At 57.8% G+C, this 23,298-nt stretch carries 23 protein-coding genes; 12 read left to right on the forward strand and 11 right to left on the reverse strand.

Annotation, left to right across the window (positions count from 1 at the left end):
* The first annotated feature begins 44 nt into the window (after nucleotides 1-44).
* The 5 genes from G482_RS0110270 to G482_RS0110290 all read left to right on the forward strand — a co-directional run bounded on the left by G482_RS0110270 (nucleotide 45) and on the right by G482_RS0110290 (nucleotide 5,389).
* Entirely contained in the window at nucleotides 45-989 is a 945-nt protein-coding gene (locus G482_RS0110270; RefSeq protein WP_028449957.1) for a glycosyltransferase family 2 protein, read from the forward strand.
* A gap of 72 nt (nucleotides 990-1,061) precedes the next feature.
* Nucleotides 1,062-2,333, forward strand: a complete 1,272-nt coding sequence (locus G482_RS0110275; RefSeq protein WP_028449958.1) for a mannosyltransferase family protein — start codon at nucleotides 1,062-1,064, stop codon at nucleotides 2,331-2,333.
* Complete coding sequence (locus tag G482_RS20425; protein WP_028449959.1) at nucleotides 2,333-2,755, forward strand: GtrA family protein; 423 nt, start codon at nucleotides 2,333-2,335, stop codon at nucleotides 2,753-2,755. Before G482_RS0110275 ends, G482_RS20425 begins: the two co-directional genes overlap by 1 nt.
* A 3-nt stretch (nucleotides 2,756-2,758) precedes the next feature.
* Nucleotides 2,759-4,729 (forward strand): hypothetical protein, encoded by a 1,971-nt coding sequence (locus G482_RS0110285; protein ID WP_051258917.1) that lies wholly within the window; start codon nucleotides 2,759-2,761, stop codon nucleotides 4,727-4,729.
* Between the two features lie 276 nt (nucleotides 4,730-5,005).
* Nucleotides 5,006-5,389, forward strand: coding sequence for a nuclear transport factor 2 family protein (locus tag G482_RS0110290; protein WP_211227603.1), 384 nt, complete (start codon nucleotides 5,006-5,008; stop codon nucleotides 5,387-5,389).
* 141 nt (nucleotides 5,390-5,530) lie between these two features.
* Here G482_RS0110290 and oppF read toward each other — a convergent pair whose 3' ends face one another.
* The 8 genes from oppF to G482_RS0110330 all read right to left on the reverse strand — a co-directional run bounded on the left by oppF (nucleotide 5,531) and on the right by G482_RS0110330 (nucleotide 14,998).
* Nucleotides 5,531-6,553, reverse strand: a complete 1,023-nt coding sequence (gene oppF / locus G482_RS0110295; RefSeq protein ID WP_051258918.1) for a murein tripeptide/oligopeptide ABC transporter ATP binding protein OppF — start codon at nucleotides 6,551-6,553, stop codon at nucleotides 5,531-5,533.
* Complete coding sequence (locus G482_RS0110300) at nucleotides 6,543-7,538, reverse strand: ABC transporter ATP-binding protein (RefSeq protein ID WP_028449963.1); 996 nt, start codon at nucleotides 7,536-7,538, stop codon at nucleotides 6,543-6,545. Before G482_RS0110300 ends, oppF begins: the two co-directional genes overlap by 11 nt.
* A 9-nt stretch (nucleotides 7,539-7,547) precedes the next feature.
* Nucleotides 7,548-8,462: an ABC transporter permease gene (locus G482_RS0110305; protein WP_028449964.1), complete on the reverse strand. Its 915-nt coding sequence runs from the start codon at nucleotides 8,460-8,462 to the stop codon at nucleotides 7,548-7,550.
* Nucleotides 8,463-8,472: 10 nt separating this feature from the next.
* Nucleotides 8,473-9,393 carry an oligopeptide ABC transporter permease OppB gene (oppB, locus tag G482_RS0110310; RefSeq protein WP_028449965.1) on the reverse strand — a complete coding sequence of 307 codons (921 nt, stop codon included), beginning with the start codon at nucleotides 9,391-9,393 and terminating at the stop codon, nucleotides 8,473-8,475.
* A gap of 331 nt (nucleotides 9,394-9,724) precedes the next feature.
* Entirely contained in the window at nucleotides 9,725-11,326 is a 1,602-nt protein-coding gene (locus G482_RS0110315) for a peptide ABC transporter substrate-binding protein (protein WP_028449966.1), read from the reverse strand.
* A gap of 185 nt (nucleotides 11,327-11,511) precedes the next feature.
* Entirely contained in the window at nucleotides 11,512-12,549 is a 1,038-nt protein-coding gene (locus G482_RS0110320) for a porin (protein WP_028449967.1), read from the reverse strand.
* Nucleotides 12,550-13,052: 503 nt separating this feature from the next.
* Nucleotides 13,053-14,285, reverse strand: coding sequence for an acyltransferase family protein (locus tag G482_RS0110325; protein WP_028449968.1), 1,233 nt, complete (start codon nucleotides 14,283-14,285; stop codon nucleotides 13,053-13,055).
* Nucleotides 14,282-14,998 carry a hypothetical protein gene (locus G482_RS0110330; RefSeq protein WP_028449969.1) on the reverse strand — a complete coding sequence of 239 codons (717 nt, stop codon included), beginning with the start codon at nucleotides 14,996-14,998 and terminating at the stop codon, nucleotides 14,282-14,284. Before G482_RS0110330 ends, G482_RS0110325 begins: the two co-directional genes overlap by 4 nt.
* Before the next feature lie 102 nt (nucleotides 14,999-15,100).
* Between G482_RS0110330 and G482_RS0110335 the strand changes: the two genes are divergently transcribed.
* From G482_RS0110335 to G482_RS0110350, 4 genes are all read left to right on the forward strand, one after another.
* Nucleotides 15,101-15,358, forward strand: coding sequence for a YkgJ family cysteine cluster protein (locus tag G482_RS0110335; RefSeq protein ID WP_051258987.1), 258 nt, complete (start codon nucleotides 15,101-15,103; stop codon nucleotides 15,356-15,358).
* Nucleotides 15,359-15,384: 26 nt separating this feature from the next.
* Entirely contained in the window at nucleotides 15,385-17,388 is a 2,004-nt protein-coding gene (locus G482_RS0110340; RefSeq protein ID WP_028449971.1) for a site-specific recombinase, read from the forward strand.
* Nucleotides 17,372-17,983: a 2OG-Fe(II) oxygenase gene (locus tag G482_RS0110345; RefSeq protein ID WP_034619483.1), complete on the forward strand. Its 612-nt coding sequence runs from the start codon at nucleotides 17,372-17,374 to the stop codon at nucleotides 17,981-17,983. The genes G482_RS0110340 and G482_RS0110345 overlap by 17 nt, the downstream gene beginning before the upstream one ends.
* A gap of 111 nt (nucleotides 17,984-18,094) precedes the next feature.
* Complete coding sequence (locus tag G482_RS0110350) at nucleotides 18,095-18,565, forward strand: outer membrane lipoprotein (protein ID WP_028449973.1); 471 nt, start codon at nucleotides 18,095-18,097, stop codon at nucleotides 18,563-18,565.
* A gap of 69 nt (nucleotides 18,566-18,634) precedes the next feature.
* Here the strand turns inward: G482_RS0110350 and metF are convergent, their stop codons facing one another.
* A complete protein-coding gene (metF, locus tag G482_RS0110355) occupies nucleotides 18,635-19,471 on the reverse strand; it encodes a methylenetetrahydrofolate reductase [NAD(P)H] (protein WP_028449974.1) in 837 nt (278 codons plus the stop codon).
* Between the two features lie 65 nt (nucleotides 19,472-19,536).
* Between metF and G482_RS0110360 the strand changes: the two genes are divergently transcribed.
* The 3 genes from G482_RS0110360 to G482_RS18185 are packed head-to-tail and all read left to right on the forward strand — an operon-like array spanning nucleotide 19,537 to nucleotide 21,160.
* Nucleotides 19,537-20,109 (forward strand): hypothetical protein, encoded by a 573-nt coding sequence (locus tag G482_RS0110360; RefSeq protein ID WP_028449975.1) that lies wholly within the window; start codon nucleotides 19,537-19,539, stop codon nucleotides 20,107-20,109.
* Between the two features lie 57 nt (nucleotides 20,110-20,166).
* On the forward strand, nucleotides 20,167-20,634 hold the full coding sequence (locus tag G482_RS18180; RefSeq protein WP_034619485.1) for a copper chaperone PCu(A)C: 468 nt from the start codon (nucleotides 20,167-20,169) through the stop codon (nucleotides 20,632-20,634).
* A gap of 16 nt (nucleotides 20,635-20,650) precedes the next feature.
* Entirely contained in the window at nucleotides 20,651-21,160 is a 510-nt protein-coding gene (locus tag G482_RS18185; protein ID WP_051258919.1) for a copper uptake system-associated protein, read from the forward strand.
* A 262-nt stretch (nucleotides 21,161-21,422) separates the two neighbouring features.
* Here G482_RS18185 and G482_RS0110375 read toward each other — a convergent pair whose 3' ends face one another.
* Entirely contained in the window at nucleotides 21,423-21,914 is a 492-nt protein-coding gene (locus G482_RS0110375) for a hypothetical protein (RefSeq protein WP_156905388.1), read from the reverse strand.
* Nucleotides 21,915-21,972: 58 nt separating this feature from the next.
* A complete protein-coding gene (chrA, locus tag G482_RS0110380) occupies nucleotides 21,973-23,283 on the reverse strand; it encodes a chromate efflux transporter (RefSeq protein ID WP_211227605.1) in 1,311 nt (436 codons plus the stop codon).
* Between the last annotated feature and the right edge of the window lie 15 nt (nucleotides 23,284-23,298).

Below are 23,298 nucleotides of genomic sequence, written 5' to 3' on the forward strand. Positions count from 1 at the left end.
GCCGCCTGCGCCGAACGGCCAGCCCTGCGGATGGAGGATGGAAAATGCAGCAACTGCTCTCGGTGGTTATTCCTTGTTACAACGAGGAAGAAGTAATTGGGGAAACCCTGCGCCGCTTGGCGCAATTTCGCCAAACCGTCAGCGATATGGCGGTGGAGTTTATTTTTGTCGATGACGGCAGCAAAGATCGCACCCGCGAATTACTGACCGCCGCGCAGCAAGCCAATCCAGAAATCCGCGTTGTTGGGTTTGCGCGCAATTTCGGCCACCAAACAGCCGTAACCGCCGGGATTGACGCCGCCAGCGGCGATGCCGTGGTGCTGATTGACGCCGATCTGCAAGATCCGCCCGAGGTCATCAGCGAAATGATCGCGCTGTGGCGCACCGGTTATCACGTGGTGTATGGCACTCGCGTCGACCGCCCGGGCGAATCGGCATTTAAGCTGATTACCGCGCGCGCCTTTTACCGGGTACTGAATCGTTTGTCGGATGTGCCGATTCCGCTGGATACCGGTGATTTCCGCCTGATGGATCGCAAAGTGGTGGATGTACTCAAAACTATGCCCGAGCGCGACCGCTTTATTCGCGGCATGGTGAGCTGGGTAGGTTTCAAACAAGTGGCCCTACCCTACCGCCGCGCCGAGCGCTTTGCCGGCGAGAGCAAATATCCGCTGCGCAAAATGGTGCGCTTTGCCACCGATGGGATTATGTCGTTCTCGACTAAGCCGTTGCGGCTGGCGGTAACGCTAGGCTTGATTTCATCGTTCTTTGCGCTGGTGGGCATTATCAATACTCTGATCGTGCGCTTAACGACCAGCAACTGGGTAGCCGGTTGGGCCGAGATTATGGTGGCGATTCTGTTCTTGGGCGGGGTACAGCTGCTGTGTATCGGTATTCTGGGTGAATACGTGGGCCGCACTTACAACGAGATCAAACGTCGGCCACTGTATATCGTGCAAGACCGTCTGGGCTTTCCCGAGCAGGAATAAGCCCCTTTCTACCTAGCAACCAGCGGCGCGCCCGCTGGTTTTTTCTGCGCCATTGCTGCTGGAGCCACCACCATGCTGCACACGCTGATTACGATTGTTGCCTCATTATCGCTGCTGGCACTGAGCCTGCATTTAGGCTGGCGTTTAGCCCAGGCCAGTGGCCTACTCCCCCGCCGCGCGCAAGCCTTATGGCGCTCGGCCCGGATGAGTCTACCCCGCCGAACCGAGCTTAGCGCGTCGCGCTGGTGCAGCCACCCACTGCTGCAGATTGCCTTGCTGGCGCTGGGCATACGGCTGGCGGTGTATTTGCTCGGCTGGGCGTTTCATATGAGCGCCATGAGTACGAGCGGCCAATATGTGGGCTTCTGGCCAAGTCTGGATGACATTTGGGCCAAATGGGATGCGCCGCATTATTTGTCCCTCGCCGAAATTGGCTATGCCGCGCCGCAAAACCCGCTGCATATCGTGTTTTATCCGCTTTACCCGTGGCTGGTGCGGCTCGGTGCGCTGCTGACTGGCGACTTTTTTGCTGCCGCCACGCTGGTATCGATTTTGTGTTTCACCGTGGCCTCTCTGGTGCTGTATCGCTGGGTGGAAGACGAAACCCAAGACGCCGAGCTGGCCCAGCGCAGCGTGCTATATCTGGCGCTGTTTCCGTTTAGTTTTTTTTATGGCGCGCCCTACACCGAAAGCCTGTTTCTCTTGCTAACCGTCAGCTGCATCTGGCGCCTGCGCCGCGGCGACTGGTATAGCGTGGCCGTGCTGGGTGGCCTGGCCGCCCTCACACGCAATCAGGGCATTTTATTATTAGTGCCAATTGCCATCGAAGCCTGGCGGCAACGCCAGCAGATTGCGCTGTGGCAACGCCTGTTGGCGCTCATCGGCACCGCCAGCGGCTTTGCCAGCTATCTATGGCTAAACCAGCATATTTTTGGCAATGCCTGGCAGTTTCGCATCGCACAGAAAACCAACTGGCAGCAGGATTTTGGCTTTTTCGCACAGAACATCGCCAATATCTGGCAAGGCATGCTCACCGATACGCACAATATGGTGTTTGGCATCTGGCTGCCCACGCTAATCTGTTTTGCCGGGGCGCTGGCACTCTTGGCCTGGGGGCGGCGCCGCCTGCCGGCCAGTATTCAGGCCTATGCGCTGGTGTATACGGTGATTTCGTTTTCGCCCACTTGGCTCTTATCCGGCCCGCGTTATATGTCGGTGCTGTTTCCGCTAGCGGTACTCTTGGCCATGTGGGCCACGCCCGCGCGCCGGCGCTGGCTGGAGCCCGCCTTGGCCGGGCTCTTAAGCTTGGCGATTTATTTATTTATTCGTGGATGGGTGTATTGATGCGCGGGTTTTCACTGGCCGCTGTGGCACGCCAGTTTGGGGCGTTCGCCTCGGTGGGCGCTGTTGCAACGCTGCTGCAATACGCCATTTTGTGGCTCGGGGTCGAGGCGCTAGGCTGGCGCGCGGCCGTGGCTTCGGGCGTGGGCTATGCCGTTAGCTCCTTGCTTAATTACGCGCTCAATTACCGCTTTACCTTTCAGGCCCAGCGCGAGCAGACCGCCCACCGCAGCGCGCTGGTGAAATTTTATGTCATTGCCGGCATTGGGCTCTTGCTCAATACCGCGTTGATGGCCGGCTTTACCCACTGGGGGCTGCATTATTGGCCGGCCCAGCTGCTCACCACCGCCCTATGTCTGGTGTGGAATTTCATCGGCAACCGCTGCTGGACTTTCCGCGCCGCTTCCTCTGTTTCATCGGATTAAATCATGTTGGCCCTGCTGTATTTCATTTTGCATTTGGGCGGCTGGCAATACGCCAGCCAGCGTTTATTGGCTACGCATCCGCACTGGGTGCGCATCACTGCGGGATTGGTCTTGGCGACAGTCGCGCTGATGTGGGCGCCAGTGCCCTTTGCTTTTCTGCTGGGTTTTACCCCGCTGGCGCATGGCTTGGGCTTGGCGCTATCGCTCGGGCTGGCGGCGGGTTTGGCTTTGTATGCCAAGCCCTTGGCGGCTAATCCGGCCCTGGATTATCAAGCCCTAGCACGCAGCCTACTGTGGCTGGGGCTGCCTTTGCTGCTGCTGATGGCCTATTTGCTGCACACCCATCTGATTCAGCCCAGCCCGGCCGGTCTGGATGTCGGCCAATCCACTTTTGGCGATCTGCAAATGCATATGGGCATGGTGACCTCGCTGGCGCATCAGCAAGTATTCCCACCCGATTACAGCATTTTGCCCGGCCAGCGCCTGAGCTATCCGTTTCTGGTGAATCTGGTGTCTTCGTCACTCTTGCAGCTGGGCTTACCGCTGCGCTGGGCACTATTGCTGCCATCGCTACTGATGTGCGCGCTGATTGTGGCGTGTTTTATGCTGCTGGCGCTAGAGGTGAGCAAAGACAGCCGCGCCACGGAGCTGGCAACCCTGCTGTTTTTCCTGAATGGCGGGCTGGGGTTTATCTATTTCTTTGGCTGGCATGAGTACACTTTCGGGCAGATTCTGACCGAGTTTTACAAAACCCCCACCAATTACAATGAGATGAATATCCGTTGGTCGAACGTGATCGCCGATATGATCATCCCGCAACGGACCACCATGGCTGGCTGGTCAGTGGCGCTGTTTACACTGTGGAGCTTGCTACGCTTTACCCGCGCCAGCGGCGCAGACAAACGGGGGTGGGGTATCCTCGCCGGAGCCTTGGTGGGATTGCTGCCGATGATCCATACCCACTCGTTTATGGCTATTGGCCTGATTTCGCTCGGCTGGCTCGGGGTGGATCTAGTCGTGCGCCGGCAGCACTGGCTGACGGTGATTGCTGATTGGTGCTGGTATGGGCTGCCGGCGATTGCCGTGGCGATTGGGCAGCTGCTGTATTGGACTTTCCCGCAAGCCACCGCCGGTGGCGGCTTTGTGCACTGGCATCTCAATTGGGTGAACGAACTTAAAATCGACCCCTATCTATGGTTTTATCTGAAAAACATCGGCGTGGTGTATCTGGCTTGGCTGGCGGCCTTGGTACTGCTGGCGCACAGCCGCTGGCGCAGCCAGCTGGGCGGCTTGCTGGATAGCGATTTGGCCTGGCTACAATTTGGCCCGGCACTGATTTATCTGGTGGCCGAAGTGCTGATTTTTCAGCCCAATTTGTACGATAACAACAAGCTGTTTTACATCTGGTATGTGTTCGCCACCATTACCGCCAGCGCACTGATCATTACGCTGTACCGCCGCTGGCGGCAGCAGCAGCGCTATCTGTGGGCGGCGGCGATTTTGGTCCTCAGCCTGGTGCTGGGCACGATTTCGGGCGCACTCACCCTCGCCCGCGAGTGGGTGTCGAACTACAACGCCTACAGCGGCGCGCATGTGGCAGCGGCCGAGTTTATTGTGGCCCGCACCCCGGCCAACGCGATGTTTATCACCGCCGACAATCACAACAACACCGTTGCCGCCCTCACCGGCCGCAATATCGTGGTGGGCACCGATACGTATTTGTTCTTCCATGGCCTGAATACCAAGCAGCGCCATGACGATGTCGCCGCGATGTACCAAGACCCAGAGCGCCGCGCCGCGCTACTGGCGCAATATCAGGTGGACTATATCTACGTCAGCGATTTCGAGCGCGGCCGTTATCCGGCGCTGAGCAGTCTGTTTGGCGCGTATCCGGTGATCTTTGATAATGGCGCAGTGCAGGTTCTGGCAGTCTCCGCCCGCGCCCGGTCAAGCTCGACGACACCTGCTGAGTAATCCAAGGGGTATTGCCTGAAAAAGGTTGATGATATTAGCCTACAGAGCAATACCCAGTACGTTCTGCACTCATCGCCAGCGATAAATTGAGTGAGATAACGGCGGTTCTCACGGCACTATTGACCTTGCTCGACCCCACCACAAAACGCGCCCCACACCTATATTGGCACTTGCAATTGCCTTCAGTGCACGCAAAAAACGCCATGCAAAACCCGTGTAGCATCAGTGATGTACCCTCAAACACTCACGCTACCAAGCCCTGCACGGAGGTGCCAATTGCAACCCAATGAAATTCGCGCACTGGTCGATCGCTATATCGACGCCTATAACCGCATGGATATTGATGCCATGCTCTCGTGCATGCATGCACAGGTGGAGTTTAAAAACATCGAGGGCGGCGTGGTCAATGCCAGTACAGAAGGGATTGAGGCACTCAAACAGCTGGCCCAGCAATCGCTGGCCCTGTTCTCAGCCAGACAACAGCGGATTGAAGCATTCGAAATCCGGGATGGCGTTGCCCATGCGCACATCGCCTTTCACGCCGTCGTCGCCAGCGACCTGCCCAACGGCCTGCAACAAGGGCAAATTCTCAATTTCTCCGGCCGTTCTGAATTCGAATTTTGGGATGGGCTGATCGGCAAAATCACTGACATCAGCTAAAGCACTGTCGGCTCACCGCCCAACTGGCTAATCGCATTGAGCCATAAAAAACCACCTCAGCAGGCTGAGGTGGTTTTTTCAATCTTCACCAAGCACTAAGCTTGCGCGCTAGCGAGCAAGCTTAGCCGATAGCGACTAGCCTTAGGCCACTTGCTCCGAAGTGGCCAACAGGCAGCTCACCTGGGTGCGGGCATTCACCACGCGCAGTTGTGGTTGCTGCTCGGCGCACAGCGGCTGGGCTTGCGGGCAACGGGTGCGGAAAACACAGCCTGACGGTGGATCGATCGGCGATGGCAAATCCCCCTGCAAGATCTGGATGGTTTTCTTGCGCTCCAGCTCAGGGTCGGGGATCGGTATCGCCGACAGCAGCGCTTTGGTGTACGGATGTTTGGGCTGATCGTACAGCGCGTGTTTTTCAGCCAGCTCCATTTCGCGGCCCAGATACATCACCAAAATCCGGTCGGAAATATGCTTTACCACCGCCAGATCGTGGGCGATGAAAATCAGCGCCAAGCCCATTTCCTGCTGCAATTCTTTCAGCAAATTGATAATTTGCGCCTGAATCGACACATCCAGCGCCGACACCGGCTCGTCACAAATAATCAGCTTGGGCTGCAAAATCAGTGCGCGGGCAATACCGATCCGTTGGCATTGGCCACCCGAGAATTCGTGCGGATAGCGGTTGATCTGCTGCTCGGTCAGGCCCACACGCTGCATCATCACGCGCACGCGGCGCATCACTTCGTCTTTACCCAGCTCGGGGTAATGCGTGTGCAGCGGCTCGGCGATGATTTGCGCCACGGTCATGCGTGGATCTAAGGACGCGAGCGGATCCTGGAAGATCATTTGCACTTCGCGCCGCACCGCTTGCCATTCTTTGGCGCCGGCTTTGTGCAGCTCGCGCCCCAGCCAGACGATTTCGCCGCCGGTGGCCGGAATCAGATTCAAAATGCCGCGCGACAGGGTTGATTTGCCACAGCCCGATTCGCCGACGATCCCCAGGGTTTCGCCGGCATACAGATCAAAGGAAATCCCATCCACGGCTTTGAGCGTGCGGGTAGACGGCAGCCAGCCTTTATCGTGCTTTACCTTGAAGTGCACTTTCAGATCGCGCACTGACAGGATGGGTTGGCGCTCGGCCACAGTTGCGGTTTCAACCGACATGGCTCATCTCCTTCAGCTGGCTCACTTCGGCCAATGATTTGTGACAGGCGCGCAAGATGCCGCCTTCCAGCGTTTGCAAGGCCGGGCGTTCGCTGTGGCAGCGAGCCTCAGCCAGCGTACAGCGCTCGCAGAAGGCACAGCCGGCAGGCATATGCGCCATATTGGGCGGATTACCGGGAATCGATACCAGCGTATCGCCATCGTGATCCAGCCGTGGCAAGGCGCCCAACAGGCCCACGGTATACGGATGGGTAGGCTGGTAGAAAATCTGCTCAGCGCTGCCCTGCTCCATCACGCGGCCACCGTACATCACCATCACCCGGTCACATAGGCCGGCCACGACGCCCAGATCGTGGGTGATCATCACAATCGCGGTGCCGAAATCGCGCTGCAATTCCTGCATCAGGGTGATGATCTGCGCCTGCACCGTTACATCCAGCGCGGTAGTGGGCTCATCGGCGATCAGTACTTCCGGCTCGCACAGCAAGGCCATGGCAATCATTACCCGCTGGCGCATCCCGCCTGAAAACTCGTGCGGATACATATCCACGCGGCGCGCTGCTTCAGGGATTTTCACCGCTTCCAGCAACTCGATGGCGCGGGTTTTAGCCGCGCGGCGGGTCATGTTTTTGTGCAGCTCCAGCACTTCGGTCATCTGCCGTTCCACGGTCAGATACGGGTTGAGCGAGGTCATCGGGTCTTGGAAAATCATCGCCACGCGATTACCGCGAATGCGGTTAAGCTCGCGCGTCGACATCCCCAGCAGGTTTTGCCCTTCAAACAGCACTTCGCCGCGGGCCTGGCCGTTTTTGGCCAACAGCCCCATCATGGCCAGCACGGTCTGGCTTTTACCCGAGCCCGATTCACCCACGATGCCCAAGGTCTGGCCGCGATCCAGCTCAAACGACACCCCGTTCACCGCGCTAACCAGGCCATCATGCGTGGCAAAATCCACGCCCAGATTATTCACTCGTAATAATGTCATGGTCTTTCCTTAGCGATCTTTCGGGTCGAGCGCATCGCGCATCCCGTCACCGATGTAGTTGGCGCAATACAGCGTCAAGCTCAGCATGACACCGGGGAACAGCAACATCCATGGCGTGTTTTCCATCACGGCCGCGCCATCATGAATCAACACCCCCCAGCTGGTCATCGGCTCTTGCACCCCAAGCCCCAAGAAAGACAGCACCGATTCGGTCAAAATCACGCCCGGCACAGTAATCGTCGTGTAGATCACCACGATGCCCAAGAGATTAGGCACGATATGGCGCAGAATCTGCTTATGCACCGGTACCCCGATACAGCGCGCCGCTTCGATGAATTCTTTCGATTTCAGCGACAACGTTTGTCCCCGCACCACGCGGGCCATGTCCATCCAGCTAAACACGGTGATGGTCAGTACCACCAGATAAAACTCGCGGCCCAGCAGCGTCACCATCAGAATGGCGATCAGCAGGTACGGCACGGCATACATCATGTCCACGATCCGCATCATGATGCTATCGACCCGACCACCCAGAAAACCGGCGGTGGCGCCCCACAAAATGCCCAAAGTGACCGAGGCCAGCGTGGCCATCAGCCCGACAAACAGCGAAATCCGCCCGCCAATCAGCGTGCGCACCAGCAAATCGCGGCCCATTTCATCGGTACCGAACAGATGCATATTGTGCAAGGTTGGCGCCAGGCCCATCGCATCCCAGTCGGTGGTATCAAATTGATGCGGCAGGAACATCGGCCCAAAAATACAGGCCAGTGCAATCAGCGACAGCAAGACCAGGCTGACGACGGCGGCTTTATTGCGTAAAAAGCGGCGGCGCGCATCAGCCCACGGGCTGCGGCTGGCGATTTGCGGCGCGGCTACAGCCTCGGCGGCGGCCTGCAAAATAGCTTGGTTTTTTTCTTGATTCATGGCGGCCCCCTTAGTAGCGAATCTTCGGATCAAGGGCGGCATACACCAGATCGACGATCAGGTTTAGCAGCACAGCAAAAACGGTAACCAGCACCACCAGCCCCAGCACCAGCGTGTAATCGCGGTTTGACGCGCCATTCACAATCAGCTTGCCCAAGCCCGGCAGCGAAAACACCGTTTCGGTCACGACCGCCGAGGCAATCGAAGAAATCGTCAGCGGGCCCATCACCGACACCACCGGCAGCATGGCTGGTTTGAGCGCATGGCGACGAATGATGGTGTGCATCGGCAAGCCTTTGGCGCGGGCGGTACGGATAAAGTTACTGTTCAGCACTTCGATCAGGCTACCGCGCATCACCCGGCCAATGGTGGCCATATTAATCACGGTAAGCAGCGCAATCGGCAATACCATATAGGTGAGCTGAAAGCCTTGCCAACCGCCGGCCGGCAGCCATTTGAGCCACACGCCAAAAATCAGCACCAGCACCGGGCCGATCACAAACGATGGCACGGCACTGCCGACATTGCCCAGCAACATCACAAAGTAATCCACGATGCTGTTCTGCCGCAGCGCGGCGGTGACGCCCAGCGCCACGCCGATAATCAGCGCCAGCACCATGGCGACACCACCGATGGTCAGCGATACTGGCAAGGCTGCAGCCACCAGCTCATTCACCGACCAGTCGGCATAACGGAAAGAAGCCCCCAGATCGCCCTGTACCAAGCCTTTGAGGTAGTACAGGTATTGCTGCCACAGCGGCAGATCCAGATGGTATTTGGCATTCAGATTGGCCAGCACGGCTTCGGACACTTTGCGTTCGGTATCGAACGGGCCGCCCGGCGTGGCATGCAAAAGCAGATAACAGACGGTAATCACCGCCAACATGGTCGGGATCGTTGCCAGCAGGCGACGTAGCGCATAAGACCACATAGTGAAACTCCAAAAACGTTTCCCGCAAGGCGGGTTAATCCATCCCGTGATGGCGATGGCAAGACGGCCCGAAGGCAGCTTCAACAACGCGCGGGCACCCTACTGTTGTAACGGCTTGGCGGGCCCCACACTTTGCGCAGGATTAAATCTCGCTGCGCCAACTGCCCTTCCTACGGGATATCCCTAGATCGCGACCAGGGGTATACATCGCCGTAGCAAGGTAGATTTACTTCATCAGGGAATACAGCTAGGTGGTATCCCTAGGTTTTGCCACTTTCAAAAGACAAAACCCCGCCTGCATTGCAGACGGGGTTGCCACACTAAGCCAGGCTTAGTGTTTGATGATGTAGTGGTCTTGCGTACGACGACGTTCGGTTGGGTTCGCCTGATCGTAACCACCCACATAGGCTTTCACCAGACGTGGATAGGTGTATTGCAGCAATGGAATCACTGGATAGTCTTCCATCACCAGACGCGTGCCTTCGGTCAGCAGCTGGCTGCGTTTGGCGGCATCCGTGGTCGCGGCGGCCTGTTTGAACAATTCCTGCGCTTTAGCATTGCAGTTTTTGTTGTCGTTCTGGTCAGAGCCACATTCCACCAAGGTGGTGAATGAAGTCGCGTCGTTGTAATCCGCGCTCCAGCCATTGCGAGCGATTTGATAATCACCGTCATGACGTTTTTTCACCAGCACCTTGAATTCCATGTTTTCCAGCTGGGTATCAAGGCCCAGTTTGGATTTCCACTCAGAAGCGGCCCAAATTGCCATTTTCTTGTGGTATTCGTTGGTGTTGTAGATGAAGGTCAGCTTGGTGCCTGGTTTCACGCCAGCATCTGCCAACAGCTTTTTGGCTTCATCCACGCGTTTCGCCATAGGCCATTTCGCCCACTCGTACGGTACGGATTTAGCACCGGCTACGCCATTCACCATAATGCTGTACACCGGTGGCTGACCATCGGCAGTCACTTTATTGGCCAGCAACTCGCGATCCAGCACCAGATTCAGCGCTTTACGTACGCGTACGTCTTTCAGCAGTGGATCGGTGTTGTTAAGGCTGTAGTAGCGAATACCCAGGCCGAGCGAGTTGCGCAGCTCTTTTGGATAATCGGTTTTGAGCTTGGCAAAACTATTCGGGGTGATTTCCAGTGTCCAGTCGGCTTCGCCAGACAGATACAGTTTTTGCGCGGCATCTTGCGATTCGATCGGCAGATAGTTCACTTTGGTGATCTGCACGTTTTTCGCATTCCAGTAGTTCGGGTTTTTCTCCAGCACCATCTTGCTGTTGACTTTCCACTCTTTCAGCACGTAAGCGCCGTTACCTACCAGATTGCCCGGTTTCACCCAGTCTTTACCGAATTTTTCTACAGTTGCGCGGTGCAGTGGTGCGAAGTTCGGGTTCGCCAGCAGCTCAGGCAGGAAAGCCACTGGGCCGTTGGTTTTCACTTCGAACGTGGTTTTGTCGATTGCGCGCACGCCAAGTTTATCGGTAGGTGCTTTGCCTTCAGCTGCTTCTTTACCATTGGCAAAGAATACGCCGAATGCCGAGCTGTAATTTGAAGCTTGCTTAGGATCGATGAAACGACGGAATGCATACACAAAATCATCGGCCGTGATCGGCTGGCCATTGCTGAATTTGGCATCTTTGCGCAGCTTGAACACCCAAGTGGTCGCATCGGTTTGCTTCCAGCTCTCGGCCACGGCCGGTACCACTTTGCCTGAGCCATTAATCGCAGTCAGACCTTCAAACAGATCAATCGCGATATTGGCGGCCGGTACGGTTTCCACGTTAGCCGGGTCCAGAGTTTCAGGCTCGGCACCATTGGTGCGGGTCAGTTCCTGAGTGGCGTGCAGTTGAACGCCTTTAGGGATTTCTGCAGCTTGAGTGCTGGCTACAAAACCGATTGCCAGCAGGCTGGCCAGTAATTTGTGATTCATCGAAACAACTCCTTAAGCAAGAAGGATACGAAGCGCGACACGAGCAAGAGGCCAGCAGGGCCGCACAGCGGCGAAATGCGGGCTGGATCAACCAGCATGCAAGCCATTATGTGACGCTTGTTCGTGCGCGATAATTGCCGATTGCCCTAGGCTTGGCTCAGCCAAGCCCAAAGGCTGCTACACGCTTAGAAGCTAACGTAAACACCCAGCGCTACAGTTGCTGGATCTTTGCCGGCCACGGTGCTTGATTTGAAGCCTGGTACAAAGTCGGTATCGGCTTTGTTATCGATGAGCGAGCCTTCCAGATACAGCGCTGAGCTGATCTTTTTGCTGCCCATGGTCACTTCTGGCAATGCGTATTCGTAACCAGCCAGGAACAGGTTGGCACCTGATTTATCCGCGTAGGTGTGTGCGATACGGAAGGTGTGATCACCGGTCACGTATTGCATGTTCTCACCCAGCATCCAGCCGCTGCTACGTGCAGCTTTTTCGTTGGCCCATTTTTCGGTATTCACAAACACCACGCCGTAAGTCAGGCCTTCAGCCACTTTACCGCGTACGCCGGCCAGTACCGAATTACGGTCATTGCCTTTTACCGCGCCACGATCACGCTCAGCGGCATAACCGAAATCAAAACCGAACATTGGGTTCAGATCGTAGGCCACGCTGGTGTAGAAAGCCTGATCTGGCTCATTGGTACCTTGGGTGGTATCCACTTGCACACTGGCGCGAACAGTCAGACCGCCCATTTTTGGCGATACGTATTTGATTTGTTTCGAAGGACGGCTAGCAGCGCCGCGATCAAACAGCGTACCCAGTGAAGCGTAACCGTTGAAAATATCGTAACCAATGAAGCCCATACGGATCGGAGAATCATCACGACCCACAGTAACGGTACCGAAGCTATCGGCCCAGCGTACGTACAGTTTGCGATCACCGAAGAAGCCCAGACCGGCCGGAATGACGTCGGTGTCTTTGCTCAGGTAGGTGCTCACTTCCCACTGCAGCTTGCCGCTCGCAGTGATGTCATGCGTGCCTTTCACATCGATCGAAGAGCCAACATCCGATGGGCCTTGGTAAAAATCGGTTTTACCGTCGTGGTTGGTTTGGTCTTTGTTGTAGGTCACTTCGGTCTGCAGAAAGCCGCCCACAGTGATGTCAGCTTGGGCGCCAGCGGCGAGGAAAGCCGCAGCGATGGCGGCAGCGATAAATTTGGTTTGCATGTGGGTGACTCCCTGTAATTGGTCGAAAATCGCTCAATGTAAAATTCACATTTCCATCAACAATTTTTCACAAACAGGTAAACCTAGCGGCAGTAGGGGTATCACTAATAGAGCCCATCAATCAATACTCACCACTAGCACCAACACACTGATTTTATTCACCAATTACCATTCATCGAACCACCCAAACTACCCCAAAAACAGATTGATAGGTGTTTTCCCGTAGATCGCCGCCTATTCACCGAAATTACCCACACAAAGCTCGCACGAAGATTACAAGCCCACCCAATCACTACGTACTTTTACGACAGAAAACCGCCCAAATCGACGGCTAAATGCGGTTTAGCAGCCTATCGTGGTCAAGGAAAGATAGCTTTTAACAATCGCGTCATATTTTCGGTGCATAAAAAAGCCCCGCCAGAAGGCGGGGCCAAACTGTTGCGCACAAACATCACCCAAACTGTTATGCTCGGCGCATAGGTCGCGTTTAAAACGCCCTGTAGTTAGGCTTCGGCCAAATTAGCCTGCTGAAATTGCTGCCAGCGGGTCCGCAAACGGGCCAGCACCCCACGCACACCATGCTGCAACAGTGGGCGCTCGAAGCCATAAGTGAGCAGAGCCGCCCACGCTAGCGCCGCCAGCCATGCCACCACAAACATACTCCAGCGCCAGCTGGGATCATCCATCGGCACTGGTGTTGCAGCCGGCCACCAGCCATATTCCTTGATAACCCGCGCCACCACCTGATGCCAGAGGTAAAGGTTGTAGGACAGCAGCGAGAGCCAAACCGTGACGCGGTTGGCAATCAGGCTACGCACCAGCGCCGGGGCGTAGCTGCCCGCCACCACCAGCACCACAAACAAGCCGGCCAGCGCCAGCCGGTGCGCCGATTGCCACAGCGCATAGCCTTCGGCCGCCCCCCGCGCCTGATTCAAATCGGCAAACAATAACGCCAGCACCAGCAAGGCCAGCAACACCAGCCCCGCACACCATGGGCGCAATTGCGCCCACAATACGGCCGGCCCCTGCCGTAACCACACCAGCAGATAGGCGCTGAGCATGCCCGCCGCAAACAGATCCAGAAAACCCGGTAGTTGATTATTCCGATGCGAAAATTCGCCCAGCGGCTGGGTATGCGTCCAGGCCCGATACGCCAGTGCCAGCAGCACCATGCCGGCGCACACTAGCCACGGCTGGCGCCTAAAACCCCAAGCCAGCAATGGAAACAGCAGATAAAACTGCACCTCCACTCCCAGCGACCAGAACACCCCGTTGATCGAATAATGCGTATCGGCAAACAGATTGTGGATAAAGGTTAGATGCATCAATACATCCACCCAGTATCCACGCTCAGCGCTTGTGGGATATAGCGTAGGGAAACATACCAGCAGGATCAGCATTGCCAGCCAATAGGAAGGCAAAATCTTGATCGCCCGCCGATAGGTGTAATGCGCCAGACTCGCCAGCGGCGCGCCTTCGAGCATGGTTTTGGCCTGCGGGTAGGTAAGACAAAACGCGCTCAGAAAGAAAAACAGCTCCACCCCCAGCGCGCCGGCCACTTGCAACGCTTCCAGATTATGCTGGCCACCGGTTAAGGGCAGCGGAATCACCCACCAGGTAATCTGCCAATAGTGAAACAAGATCACCAAAGCAATCGCCAGCCCGCGCAAGCCATCCACAATGGCCACATGCTGGGTCGCCGGGGCAGGCCCGGCCTTAAGCTGGGCGGTGCTCATTCTCGCGCCTCCGCCGTGGCTGGCTGATCCCGCCGCGCCAAGAGCGCCGCCACGGCCGCAATCAGGCACCCCAGCGCCAGCAAACTCGCACCGAGCCACAACCAGGGCGTACGCCCAGCCGGTACGGCGGGGCTGGCTGCGCTACTGGCCGCGAGCTTGGGCAAATCCACCACCTTCGCCCCGGTGGGCAGCGCCTCCACCGCAGTCAGGCTCACCGCATCAAACCAGGCCTCGCCCTGATTTTCATTGCCAAAATGCCCCAGCCCCAGCGATACCGTCACCGCGCTGGCGTCATTACTGCGGATATACAGCTCGCGTGGATACCAGCGATCGGCTGCGCGTACGGTTTCGCTCGCTTCGTAAACCCCATCAACCCCCAGCACCGCGGCCAGTTTGTCCGCATTCGCGCCTTGCGCTTTCAGTTGGGCACTAAAACGATAGAGGCGATTGGGCTCGATGGCGATGGTTTTGGTCAGGCGCGCATGATTGGGCTGGCTACTGATCAGATGCAGCACCTGCTGGCCATCGGCCGCAGCCTGCTTACTGATCTCGGCACGGGAAATCTCGGGCTTCCAGGCCGACCATTGCCAGTCGCTGGGTAAATTCGGGCTTTGCTCGAAAGATTCTTGCCACAGTGGCGCCGGCTCGGCCGCCAGCGCAGTTGAGCCCACGGCCAGCCATAGCAGACCAAGGGCGGATAGACGACCCCACATATTCACTCCATCTTTTGTTTTTGTTTATCAGTGAAAATGTACCAAAGCCGTCAGCGCTGCGCATCTGCCAGCGCCAAGGTGTGCATCGGGTATAATCGGCGCATGCAATGTCGATCACACTGTGGTGCCTGCTGTACCGCACCCTCGATTACCAGCCCGATTCCCGGCATGCCCAATGGCAAGCCCGCCGGCGTGCCCTGCGTGCAGCTGGATGAGGCGCTGCGCTGCCGGATTTTCGGCCACCCCGATCGCCCGGCCGTGTGCGCCGGGTTACAGCCCCAGCTGGAAATGTGCGGCCTGGATCGCGGCCAAGCCATGCTGTGGCTCACCGAATTAGAGCAGGCCACGCGCCCGCACTAACCCTATTCTTTGCAGAGGTCCTCGCCATGGAAGTTTTGCTGCGGCAGATGCAACACAGCCAGAATGACCAGGATTCACTCTCGGTCTTAACTCAATTGGTGGCGGCCTTGCGCCCCGCCAAAAGCCACGATCACGTCGCGGCCATTAATAATATTCGCGCCCTGTGTTACCTATTAGAGCAACACCCCGACTATCGCGCTTGGCTGCGCAAAGCGCTGTTTGCGCTGCTGGATAACACCCGCCAGGTCGATCTCTATACCGAAACCGGTATTTTGCTGAATGAAAGCATGGTCACCGCGGTAAAACGCCGGATCGGGGCCAAACTCTTACCCCCGATCAGCAACCCTGAGCACTTTAGTGATTTGCTGGGGCAGATTTTCCATCGCCGCGATGATTATCAATGGCTAGACGCGATTCCCGACGAAGTCTGGCATGAGCTGGGCCGCGCCGCGCATATGGAAGAACTCGGCCCCGGGGAGCTACCACCCCATATTCGCCTGCAGCAGCTCGAGGCCATTCAGGTGCTGTCTTGCCGGATCTCGGCCATCGGGCTAGAGCCGGAAATCATCCGCAACCACCCTGAAGTCGAGCGCTTTGAATCGCCGTTTGTGCGCCTTAATGCCGAAATCCTCGCCTATATCGAGAAATACCGCCACGATCTCACCGCCCGCCGGGTGCCGGATGAAGATCATCGGCATTTACTGGTGCTGCTGAGCCAATGCGAAACCATCATGGGCAAGGTCTGGCGCTATGCCTCGAAAAACGGGGTGTCGGTCAGCCTGACTTACCATCTCTTGCGTCTGAAGCAGCACATCGATCGCTTAAAATTACTGTTTGAGCTGGTCGACCCCACCGCGCCGCACGGCCCGCCGCTGATCCGGCTGTTTAAAGAGCTGGTCAAGGCCGAAAACCGCAAAACCAGCGTCACCGATGTGATGCGCGAAAACACCGAATTGCTGGCGCTGCAAATCACCGAGCACGCCAGCCACACGGGCGAGCACTACACCACCGATTCGCGTGGCGAGTGGATGGGGATGTTCCGCTCGGCCGCCGGGGCCGGGGTGGTGGTGGGCTTTATGGCGCTGATCAAAATCCTGATCGCCAAAGCGCATTTACCGCTGCTGCTGGAAGCCTTTGCCTTCAGTATGAATTACGCGCTGGGCTTTATGCTGGTGCATCTGCTGCATTGCACGATTGCCACCAAGCAGCCGGCCATGACCGCCGCCAGTATCGCCGCGGCGCTGCCGCCGCCGGGCAGTAAAAAACTGGAGGGCTATAGCAATCTGGTTGAGCTGATCGTGAAAGTGATCCGCACCCAGCTGATTGCCATTTTGGGCAATGTGGCGCTGGCCATGCCGGTGGCGCTGGCGATTGCCTGGTTCTGGTGGCAACAAACCGGCGTGCATGTGGTCGGGCTGGAAAAAGCCGATCACCTACTGAACGATCTGAAACCGCTCACCGGGCTGGGGGTGCCGCATGCGGCCATTGCGGGCGTTTGTTTGTTCCTGGCGGGGCTGATTTCCGGTTATTACGACAATAAAGCCCTGTATAACCGCATCCCCGAGCGGATTGCCGCGCTGCCGCTCCTGAATAAACTCTTCGGTGAGCGCCGCAGTCAGCAGTTTGGCCGCTATATCGAACACAATCTCGGGGCGCTGGCGGGTAATTTCTACTTTGGCTGCATGCTGGGCTGCATTGGTACGGTGGGCATTTTGCTGGGCCTACCGATTGATATTCGTCATATCACTTTCTCGGCCGCTAATGTTTCATACGCCTTAGCCGCCAATGATTTTGTGCTGCCCTGGTGGACTTTGGGCTGGGCCATGCTGGGCGTGGCCTTGATTGGCGCCACCAATCTAATCACCAGCTTCGTGCTGGCGCTGTGGGTGGCGCTGCGTTCACGCAAACGCCGGCTGGGCGAATTGCGCCCGGTGGTCGGCCTGATCTGGCGCCGTTTCTGGCATAAACCGATTGATTTTCTGATTGCCCCCAAAGTGGTGGCCGAGCCTAAAGATGAACCCAAACCCTAATCAGCACAGCACCGTGTTTCAAACGGTCGCTGATGCGCTGGCTGGCTCCGGCTGGCTGGTGATCCCCGATTTTCTTAGCCGCCCGCAGGTAGACGAGCTCCGTCAGCTGGCGCAAACGCGGCAGGCCGAGTTTAGCCGCGCCGGGGTGGGCCGCGCGGGCGGCTTTGGGATTCGTGATGATATTCGTGGCGATTCGGTGCTGTGGGTCGATGAGCACGATCCGGCCATGCAAGCAGCCAACGCGCGGATGGCCGAGCTGCAGCAAAGCCTCAACCGCGAGCTGTATCTGGGCCTTGCCGAGCTGGAATGGCATTTTGCCAGCTACCCGGCCGGCGCGTTTTACCAGCGCCATCTGGATCAGCATCGTGAGCAAGACACCCGGGTAGTCACCGTGGTGCAATACCTCAACGCCGCTGATTGGCAAGCCGAAGATGGCGGCCAGCTGCGCATTTATCTCGACGAGGAGCAAAGCGTGGACGTCACCCCGCATGGCGGCACGCTGGTGGTGTTTCTATCTAATCGCTTCGAGCATGAAGTGTTACCCGCCCGGCGCGAACGCTTTTCGCTCACCGGCTGGTACCGCCGACGCAGCTAAAGCCGCCGATTGTGCATATGCCACAGTCAATTTTGCGGCAGACGGGTAGACTCAAAGCCATTCAATCCAAAATGAGACTGGCTGGATTACCCCGGCCCACCGGAGAGCATCATGCGCTACACCACCCTGTTAGCCGCCGCCGTACTGGCGGCCAGTAGTTTACTGAGCGGCTGTATCACCGCCGACTCGGCCAATGTGTACCACAAAGACGAAATGAAGCGCGTCGCCAAAGCCCGCGCGGGCAAGATTGAAAGCATGCGCACCGTTGAAATGGCCGACAGCACCAGCGGCGTGGGCTCGATTGCCGGCGCGGTCATTGGCGGCGTGGTGGCAGCCAACAATGTCGGCAAAGGCACCGGCTCGGTGGTAAGTGGCGTGCTGGGTAGTTTGCTAGGCGGCTGGCTGGGCAATCAGGCCGAAAACCAGATCACCCGTAAACCGGCCAAAGAGCTCACCGTGGCGATGCAAGATAACGGCGAGCGGCTGGTGATTGTGCAAGACGCTGATCAACCTTTCGCCGTGGGCCAAACCGTGGATGTGATCACCGATGGCGTGACCGCCCGGGTAACGATTCGCCAATAAACCCCACCACGTATACGGCCAAAATCCTTATCAATTAAGGCTTTTGGCCATATACCCAATCAAACACAATCAATAGCCCAGCCGCTGGCAAATGGTCGACACCGCCCCGGCGCTATTGAGCGTATAAAAATGCAGCCCTGGCGCGCCGCCGGCCAAAAGCCGGTCGGCCAGCTCGGTGACCACATCCAGACCAAAGGCGCGGATCGCCGCGCTATCATCGCCCAGCGCCTGCAAGCGCAAGCGCAACCAGCGCGGAATCTCGGCACCGCACATATCGGAAAAGCGCTGCAGCTGGCTGTAATTCTGAATCGGCATAATCCCCGGCACGATCGGAATCTCCACCCCTTGCGCCCGCACCGCATCTACAAAGCGAAAATACGCATCGGCATTAAAAAAATACTGGGTAATCGCCGAATCCGCCCCAGCGCGCACCTTATGCACAAAATGCTGAATATCGGCCAGTGCGTTCTCGGCCTGTGGATGGCATTCCGGATACGCCGCCACCTCGATATGAAACCAGTCGCCAAATTCGGCGCGCAAAAAGCTCACCAGCTCATTGGCATGCCGGAATTCGCCCACATCCACCATGCCGGATGGAATATCCCCACGCAGCGCCACAATATGGCGAATACCATGCGCCTGATAGGTTTGCACAATCTGGCGAATCGACTCGCGCGTGGCGCCAATGCACGATAAATGCGGGGCCGCCGCATAGCCGGCGGCACGAATATCGCACACCGCCTGCAAAGTACCGCTTTGCGTGGTACCACCGGCACCAAAGGTCACCGAGAAAAATTCGGGCTGAAACTGCGCCAGCTGATCGCGGGTGGCCGCCAGTTTGGCTGCGCCTTCGGCGGTTTTGGGCGGAAAAAACTCAAAACTAATGGGGGTGGCTGGGCGACTCATAATGAACAAAACTCATGCTAATTGCGTTTAACCATGAATGCTAATTGATAAAGCGTCGCCCCAAGATGAAGAATATTCATTTCAACATGCATGATTTCCATCAAGCCACTTCACTATCCAGCGCCCACAACACCCGCTACAATGGCGGCCATTGCTTTGGCATTGAATCGGCTCACTTTTTTATGCTCACACTGGCTCGCATGCGCAATCCCCGCTGGGTGTTGCTGGCGCTCATCGCGCTCAGCCTGCACCTGCTATTGCCGTTTGCCCACGCCCTGAGCATGCCGAGCCAGCTGGATCAGCTGCTGGCACAAAATACCTGCCGTACCTTCGGCAGCGCCGCTAACACCAAGGGCAGCACCAGCCCAGTGAGCGCGGATCAGCCCACCAACCTCACTGCCACAACCAGTATCCCAGGCACCACCAACCCGGAGAGTGCCCCCGCCGCTTCCGGCCTGCCGATGTGCGCCATTTGCGCCGTGCAGGCCAGCAGCACCCTCGCGCCCCCGCCGGCGCTGACCGCCTTGCCTTCGTTTCGAGAGCACGTCAGCTCGCTCCGACTGATGCGATTCGAAGGCTCTTTTATCGCGGACCCGATCTATACCCTCCCCCCGAGTCAGGCTCCACCCCAGCTGTAATAGACTCTGGCAAGCCATACCCCCATAAAAATCAAATTGACCGCAAGGAATCATCCGATGTTGAAAGCCGCTTTTGCTGGCGCGGCACTGCTGTGCGCCACGACACTCTCTTATGCTCATGGTTTTACCGTGGGTGATCTGACTATTCAGCATCCATGGGCGCGCGCGACCGCGCCAGCCGCAAAAAATGCCGGCGCCTTTATGCTGATCAAAACCACCAAAGATGATCAGCTGGTGAAAGTCGATAGCGATATCGCTGAAAAAACCGAGCTGCATGAAATGAAAATGGCCGATGGCGTGATGAAAATGAGCCCTATTGCCAGCCTGCCGGTGACCGTGGCTGCCCCAGCCAAACTCGCCCCCGGCGGCTACCACGTGATGTTGCTCGGTCTGAAACGCCCACTGGTCGCCGGTGAGAAATTCCCACTGAAACTCACCTTTGCCAAAGGTGGCGTGGTGGAAGTGCAAGTCAAAGTCGAAGACATGACTTATCAACCCAAAGACGACGCGCACAGCGGCCATTAATTAAAAAGAGATCAGCATGAAGAAAATCCTCTTGGCCTTGGCCGTACTGGGCCTCTTGCAGACAGGCCTCGCGCGAGCTGGCGATATCGAAGACATCCGCCACGGCATGCAACAGCAATGGGAAAAACCCGATGCGCCACTTACGGTTAAACCGGTGGTAGTAGTGGGTGATGCAGCGCTGGCCGGATGGCTGCAAGGCGAGCGCGGTGGCCGCGCGGTGCTACGCAAACAGCATGGCCAGTGGCAAACCCAGCTTTGCGCCGGCGCACTGAGTAGCGATCTGCTGCGCCAAGCGGGCATCAGCGTCAGCAGCGCGCAGCAATTGCTGAAAAAGCTGAATCAAGCCGAAGCCAGCCTTAGTAGCGCCGAACGCCAACAACTGGATTCATTTGTTGGCGTGGTGAAGATGGATGGCAAAGGTCACCATGGCGAACACGCCCACCACGGTCAGGCCAGCGCACAAGCTGAGCATACGGCGCACGCAGCCCATGCGGCCAGCGCCGCCAGCAGCGCACATAGCCACTAAGTCAGGCTGCTGTCTAGTTGAAAAAAAGCCCCGCAACTGCGGGGCTTTTTGCTTGATGACCCGCTCCACTCGCAAAGCGAGGCTCCCCTCAAGGAGGGGACGGGAGGGGTGGGAATAGAACATCAAGGCTGCAGATTAAATGCCTATTTCCCGGGCTCGGCTTTGCCGAGACTTGAAGAACATTGTTCTACCACTAGGTCTGTTCTACCACGGTGTCAACAGCATGCGCCCCGCAACTGCGGGGCTTTTTGCTAGCGGGCGTTTAGGCCAGATCGCTGGGGCGGGCGGGGATTTCCAGTGCCTTGGCCAGATCCAGAAAGCGGCTCAGCTTCTGGCTGCGCACCAGCACCGTTTGCCAGCGCGCACCAAATGGCTGGCTGAAATTCACCAGCGTAAAGGTTGGCTCCAGCTCATCTTGCACCTTATACAGGGCGGCTTGCTCGCTCAGGCCATCCAAGCCGGCCAGTGGCAGCTCGAGTTCATCATCGCCAAAGGCATCGATAATCTGGGCATACAAGGCCGGAATTTCATCGGCGCGGAACAGCAGGCCGTCTTCCAGCTGCTCCAGCAACACCCACTGCCACAGCGGCAGATTCAGCTCCGGCCGATAGGCCGATTGGGGATCGTTGGCCAGATAGGCGGCCGCATCATCGGCGGCGGCGATCACTTCATTGAGCATGGCCTGGATATCGTCGTGATCGAGGCTGCCGTCCACGATGATTTCGAGCAATTCGCTCAGGGCTTTCTTTTGCATGGGTTGATCCTTTTCAAGTTGCGGCGATTCTACGCCCTCGCCCGCCTCACGCCCAGCCTTATCCGCCAAAGGCATGGCGCAGCAGACCGAGCCCCGCGGCCAATACCAGCACCCGCGGTACCGACCATTGCCAGCGCAACAGCGCCCACGCTGCCAAAAGGCCCAGGCCCAGCGCAGTCACATCCGGCCAAGCGCTGAAGCCCTGCGGCCAGAATACATGCCCGGCAAAAAATAGGGCCAGATTGAGCATCACCCCAACCACCAGTGCGCTGATCGACAGCAAGGGCGCTTGCAAGCTGCGGATTTGCCGGCTGGCTTCCACCAGCGGCGCCCCCACCAAGATAAACACAAACGAGGGCAGAAAGGTAAACCACGTCACGCACAGCGCGGCGCCAAGCGCCAGTAGCCACGGGTCTTGCCCGCCGCTGGCGGTCTGAAAGCCCGCCAGAAAGCCGACAAACGTCACCACCATAATCAGCGGCCCCGGCGTGCTTTCCCCCAGCGCGAGGCCGTCGAGCATTTGCCCCGCGCTCAGCCAGCCAAAGTGCTGCACAGCGCCCTGATAGACATAGGGCAACACCGCGTAGGCGCCACCAAAGGTTAACAAGGCCGCCTTGGTAAAAAACCAGCCCAGCTGGGTATACAGGGGCGCCGCCCAAAGATACAGTGCCGCCAGCGTCGCGGCCCACAGGCCCAGCCCTGTCAGCGCCACCGCGAGCACCGAACGTGGCCGCCAACGGGTATGCACAGCCTGCGCGCTCAGTGGTGCAGCCGATTCGGCGGGCTCGGCGGCCGCCGCATGCCCAATGCTGGCCGCTGGCCAGTAAGTCGGCGCGTAGCGCGCCAGCGCCCAGCCTAGCAAGGCGGCTACGGCCACCAAGAGCGGAAACGGCACGCCCAAGTAACTACCCAATAATCCCGAGCCTGCCAGCGCCAGCAAGACGCCTCGCCGCAGCGTGCGCCGGCCCAGTTTATACACCGCCTGCACCACGATCGCGGTCACCGCCGGCTTGATGCCATATAACACCGCCGCCACCCAACCGACATTGCCGTAATGGACATACAGGCCAGATACTGCCAGCAGTATAATCAGCGAAGGCAATATAAATAATGCGCCGGCGGCAATACCCCCAAGGCGGCCATGCATTAGCCACCCCAGATAGGTGGCCAGCTGCTGGGCTTCCGGGCCGGGGAGTAACATGCAATAGTTCAGCGCATGGGTAAAGCGGGGCTCGCTAATCCAGCGTTTTTCCTCCACCAGCTCGCGATGCATGAGCGCGATTTGCCCGGCCGGGCCGCCAAAGCTGATGCAGCCCAGCTTGAACCAGAAGCGCAAGGCAGTCGCAAAGGAAATCGTTGGGGTGGGCAAGATAGTGCATCCGCT

Origin of the sequence: Chitinibacter tainanensis DSM 15459 (genome assembly GCF_000429785.1) — a bacterium.
Lineage (GTDB): Bacteria > Pseudomonadota > Gammaproteobacteria > Burkholderiales > Chitinibacteraceae > Chitinibacter > Chitinibacter tainanensis.